This window comes from Streptomyces sp. NPDC060184 (genome assembly GCF_042728795.1).
GTDB lineage: Bacteria > Actinomycetota > Actinomycetes > Streptomycetales > Streptomycetaceae > Streptomyces.
This window is the reverse complement of the sequence record NZ_JBHWYX010000066.1, coordinates 27,716-32,119: the sequence shown is the minus strand read 5'-3', so window position 1 is coordinate 32,119 and position 4,404 is coordinate 27,716. Positions and strand designations below refer to the sequence as shown.

The following is a 4,404-nucleotide window of genomic DNA, read 5'->3' as shown; positions in this document are numbered from 1 at the left end:
GGCCCCGCGTACGCGGGGCCACGGCGCGCTTCGTGCGGAACCTCAGGGGTGCGTGGCCAGACGGGCGGCGAGGGCGTCGAAGAAGGCCTCCCAGCCGTCCTCGGCGGCGGCGTACTGCTCGGCCGTGAGGTGGCCGCCGCGCTGCTGGAAGACCAGTTCGGTGGTGCCGCCCGGGCGCTCGTGGAAGGTGGCGGTCACCGTCTCGCCGTCGCCCTCGGGCGCCGCCGCGTCCTGCAGCGTGAAGACGATCCGCTCCGGGTCCGCCACTTCGAGGTAGGTCCCGTGGAACGGCATCTCGGTGCCGGGCACGACCAGGACCAGGCTCCAGTTGCCTCCGGGGCGTACGTCCATGGACATCCGGTCGAGCGGGACCTCCGCGTCGCCGCCGTACCAGACCGCGAAGTCCTCCGGGTCGGTCCATGCCCGGAAGACGCGCTGCCTGGGGGCGTCGAGTACGCGGGTGATGTCGATGCCCGCGCGCGCTGACTGGTTCATGATCCGTGTCACTGTCCTTCCCGGTCGGGCCCGCTTCCGGTAGCGGCGGGGCCCGTCCCTCCAGCTTGCGCCGACCGCCCGGGACTGTCGCGGCGGCGGTCAGGGTCAGGACGCGGGAGCGTCCAGGGCCTCTGCGGGGCCCGGGGTGTCCGGAGTGGGCCCGGCGAGGTGTCGCAGGAAGAAGGAGGCGGCGTCCGCCCCCGTCCGCGCCCGGGCCTCCCCGTCGCCCGGCAGGTGCTCGAAGAAGTCCTCGTGTCGGACGTCGGGTCCCACGCGGAGCCCGGCGATCCCGGGGATGTTCTCCAGGTACGGCGCCGTGTCCTCGGCGTACGGGGTGATGGTGTCGGCCCCGCCCCAGCGGAGCGCCACCGGAACCCGGATCGCGGCCAGGCTGCCTGGTGTCAGCAGCGATCCCAGGCCGGGCGCCACCTGGAAGACGGCCCGCACCCGCGGGTCGGACACGTCCGCCCCCGAGTCCCGGACGGCCGCCGCCAACTCCTCGGGCGTCCGCGACTCCCGTACCGCCGCGATCAGGCCCGGGAACTCCGGAACCACCGGCTCCGGCAGCTCACCGCGGAGCAGGGCCGCCACCACGTCCGGGTCGACGCGTGCCCCGGCGAGCGCCGCGGCGGTGTACCCGCCGAACGAGAACCCGGCGACACCGACCGGCCCCAGGGGTTCCCGGTCCGCCAGCGCGTCGAGCGCGAAGGTGACGTCCCGGGGGCGCTCCCAGCCGAAGACGAAGCCCTCGGGCTCGTATCCGTCGACGTAGTTGTTGCCGTGGTGGTCGAGCGCGACCACGCGCAGGCCCGCCTCCACCAGCGGGCGCACCAGCCAGTTCATCGCGCTGCCGGAGCCGCCCGTTCCGTGCGACACCACGACCAGCGGACCGGCATCGGTGACCCGGCGGACCGGCTCCCACGCGTAGAGCCGTACCGGACGGGGCGCGGTGGGGTCGCGCAGGTCACGGCGGGAGTGGTCGTACAGGACGGACACGCGCGGCTCGGCCGGCTCCTGGATCGTCATGGACGGCAGGGTAGTCACCGGCTCACCTGGCCGGACGGCCGCCTGTACTGACGGTCCGCGGATCCCCGGTTCGGCGCCGCTCCGCGCGTCAGGCCTCCGGCGCCGCCGGCAGGACCACAGTCCCCGCCGCGTCGAAGGTGATCCCGACGACCGCGCCCTCGGCCGGGGTGTCGGCGAGCGCGCACTCGGCCTCCACGACCGGGCCGTGTTCGGGGGCCAGCCGTACGGCGACCCGGTCGCCCCGGAACGTACGCGCTCCGGCCGTGCATCGCAGGCCGTCCTCCGGGGCGCCGATCCGCACGCCCGCGGGCCGTACCAGCAGGTCGCAGGGGCCCTGCGGTGATCCCTTCGGTACGGGCACCTCGCCCCACGGGGTCCGGGCGGACGTGCCCGTGACGGTTGCCGCGACCACGTTGTCGAAGCCGAGGAACCGGGCGACGAAGGCGGAGGCGGGGCGCTGCCAGACCTCCAGCGGGGTGCCCGCCTGGGCGATCCGGCCGTCCCGCATCACCACGACCCGGTCGGCGAGCGCGAAGGCCTCGCCCTGGTCGTGGGTGACGGCCAGCACGGTCGTGCCCAGGTCCGTGAAGAGCGAGCGGAGTTCGACGACGAGGCGCTCGCGCAGTCCGCGGTCGAGCTGGCCGAGCGGTTCGTCCAGCATCAGCAGTCTCGGACTGGGTGCGAGGGCTCGGGCGAGCGCCACCCGCTGCTGCTCACCGCCGGACAGCCCCGCGACGGCCCGGGGCCCCGCGCCGGAGAGACCCACCAGTTCGAGGAGTGAGGCGACACGCTCGTGCCGGGTGCTCCGGTCCACCCCGCGCATCCGCAGCCCGAAGGCGACGTTGGCGGCCACGTCCCGGTGCGGGAAGAGCTGGTGGTCCTGGAACATCAGCCCGAGGCCGCGCCGGTGCACCGGGACGCCCGCCTGGTCGGCGCCGTCGAGGAAGACCCGGCCGCCGTCGAGCGGCTGGAGCCCGGCGACGACGCGCAGCAGGGTGGACTTCCCGCTGCCGCTCGGGCCGAGCACACAGACGATCTCGTGGTCGGCGACCGAGAGGTCCACCGCGTCCAGCACCGCTCGTCCGCCGAAACGGACCGTGGCCGCGTCCAGCTCCAGCATGGTCAGAACTCCCCGGATCGGTCGGTACGGATGCGTTCGAGGAGCAGCAGGGAGACGGCGCACACCAGCATCAGGATCGTGCTGAGGGCCATCGCCTGGCCGTAGTTGAGCTCCCCCGAACGGCCCAGCAGGCGCGCCACGGCCACCGGCAGGGTCGGGCGGTCGGGACGCGCGATGAAGACGGTGGCGCCGAACTCGCCGAGCGAGACGGCGAAGGCGAAGCCGGCCGCGACGAGCAGCGCCCGGCGCACCAGCGGGAGGTCCACCTCGCGCCAGGCACGCAGCGGCGAGGCGCCGAGGACGGCCGCCGCCTCCCGCAGCCGGGCGTCCACGGCGCGCAGGACCGGCAGCATGGTCCGTACGACGAAGGGGACGCCCACCAGCGCCTGGGCGAGCGGCACCAGGATCCAGGAGGTGCGCAGGTCGAGCGGCGGTTCGTCCAGGGTGATCAGGAAACCGAAGCCCACGGTGACCGCGGACACGCCGAGCGGCAGCATCAGGAGCGCGTCGAAGCCCCGGACCAGCCGCCCGGCCCGGCGGGTGAGCGCGGCGGCGGCGAGCCCTCCGACGACGAGGGAGATGCCGGTCGCGGCAAGGGCGTACTGGAGGGAGTTCCAGACCGCCTCCAGGGGGGCGACCAGGAAGGTGGAACCGCCGGCCTCGGCCGATCCCAGGGCCCGGTAGTAGGCGAATCCGTGCCCGCCGGGCTGGTCGAAGGACCGCTCCACCAGTACCCCGAGGGGCAGCAGGACGAGCACCAGCACGGTCAGCAGGAGCACGCCGAGGAGCGCCCACTGGCCCGCACCGCGCGGGCGGCGGGCGGTCTGCGCCGGGTCGACGAGGCGCAGGGCCCTCTCCCGGCGGCGTACCGTGCGCGCGTGCACGGCCAGGATGGCGCCGACGGCGACGAACTGGACGAGGGTCAGCACCGCGGCGGTGGGCAGGTCGAGCAGTTGCGCGGTCTGCCGGTAGATCTCCACTTCGAGCGTGGAGTAGGCGGGACCGCCGAGGATCTGTACGACACCGAACGAGGTGAACGTGAACAGGAAGACCATCAGGGCGGCGGCGCCCACGGCGGGGGCGAGCGCGGGCAGCGTCACCCGGCGCCAGGCGGCGAACCGCCCCGCGCCGAGCACCCGGGCGGCTTCCTCCTGGCGCGGGTCGAGCTGTGACCAGAGCCCGCCGACGGTCCGTACGACCACGGCGTAGTTGAAGAAGACGTGGGCCAGCAGGATCGCCCAGACGGTGGTGTCGAGGCGTACGCCCCAGAGCTCGTCGAGCAGTCCGCCGCGTCCGAGCAGGGCGAGGAAGGCCGTGCCGACGACGACGGTGGGAAGCACGAACGGCACGGTGACGATCGCGCGCAGCAGTTGTTTGCCGGGGAATTCGAGGCGGGCGAAGACGTAGGCGCCGGGGAGGGCGATCAGCAGGGTCAGCGCGGTGGAGGCGAACGCCTGCCAGGTGGTGAACCAGAGGACGCCCCCGAGGTCCGCCCGGCCGAGGACCTCGCCGAAGCGCGCGAACTGCCAGCCGTCCTCGGTCTTCAGCCCCCGGGCGACGATCGCGGCGACCGGGTACGCGAAGAACAGCGCGAAGAACGCGACGGGCACGGCCATCAGGCCGAGCCGCGTCGCGAGGGAGCGCGCGCCGCCGGGGGGGGGGCGGCGCGCGGCGGGGGCGGCGGGGGTGGGCACGTAGGGCGTGGTGACGTGCACACGCGCGGGGGGCACGGCAGGGCCCCGCGCAGCCGGGTTGGGGCGAAA

The 4,404-nt window shown here is 74.5% G+C and carries 4 protein-coding genes; all 4 read right to left on the bottom strand.

Annotated features, from left to right (window positions below; genetic code table 11):
• Nucleotides 1-42: 42 nt before the first annotated feature.
• Entirely contained in the window at nt 43-495 is a 453-nt protein-coding gene (locus ACFWEE_RS30525; RefSeq protein WP_386894075.1) for an SRPBCC domain-containing protein, read from the bottom strand.
• Between the two features lie 105 nt (nt 496-600).
• The gene (locus ACFWEE_RS30520) at nt 601-1,521 is read right to left on the bottom strand and encodes an alpha/beta hydrolase family protein (RefSeq protein ID WP_386894073.1); all 921 of its coding nucleotides are present in this window, start codon (nt 1,519-1,521) and stop codon (nt 601-603) included.
• 88 nt (nt 1,522-1,609) lie between these two features.
• Nucleotides 1,610-2,641, bottom strand: a complete 1,032-nt coding sequence (locus ACFWEE_RS30515) for an ABC transporter ATP-binding protein (protein ID WP_386894071.1) — start codon at nt 2,639-2,641, stop codon at nt 1,610-1,612.
• A 2-nt stretch (nt 2,642-2,643) separates the two neighbouring features.
• Nucleotides 2,644-4,257, bottom strand: coding sequence for an ABC transporter permease (locus ACFWEE_RS30510; RefSeq protein ID WP_386894084.1), 1,614 nt, complete (start codon nt 4,255-4,257; stop codon nt 2,644-2,646).
• Nucleotides 4,258-4,404 lie beyond the last annotated feature (147 nt).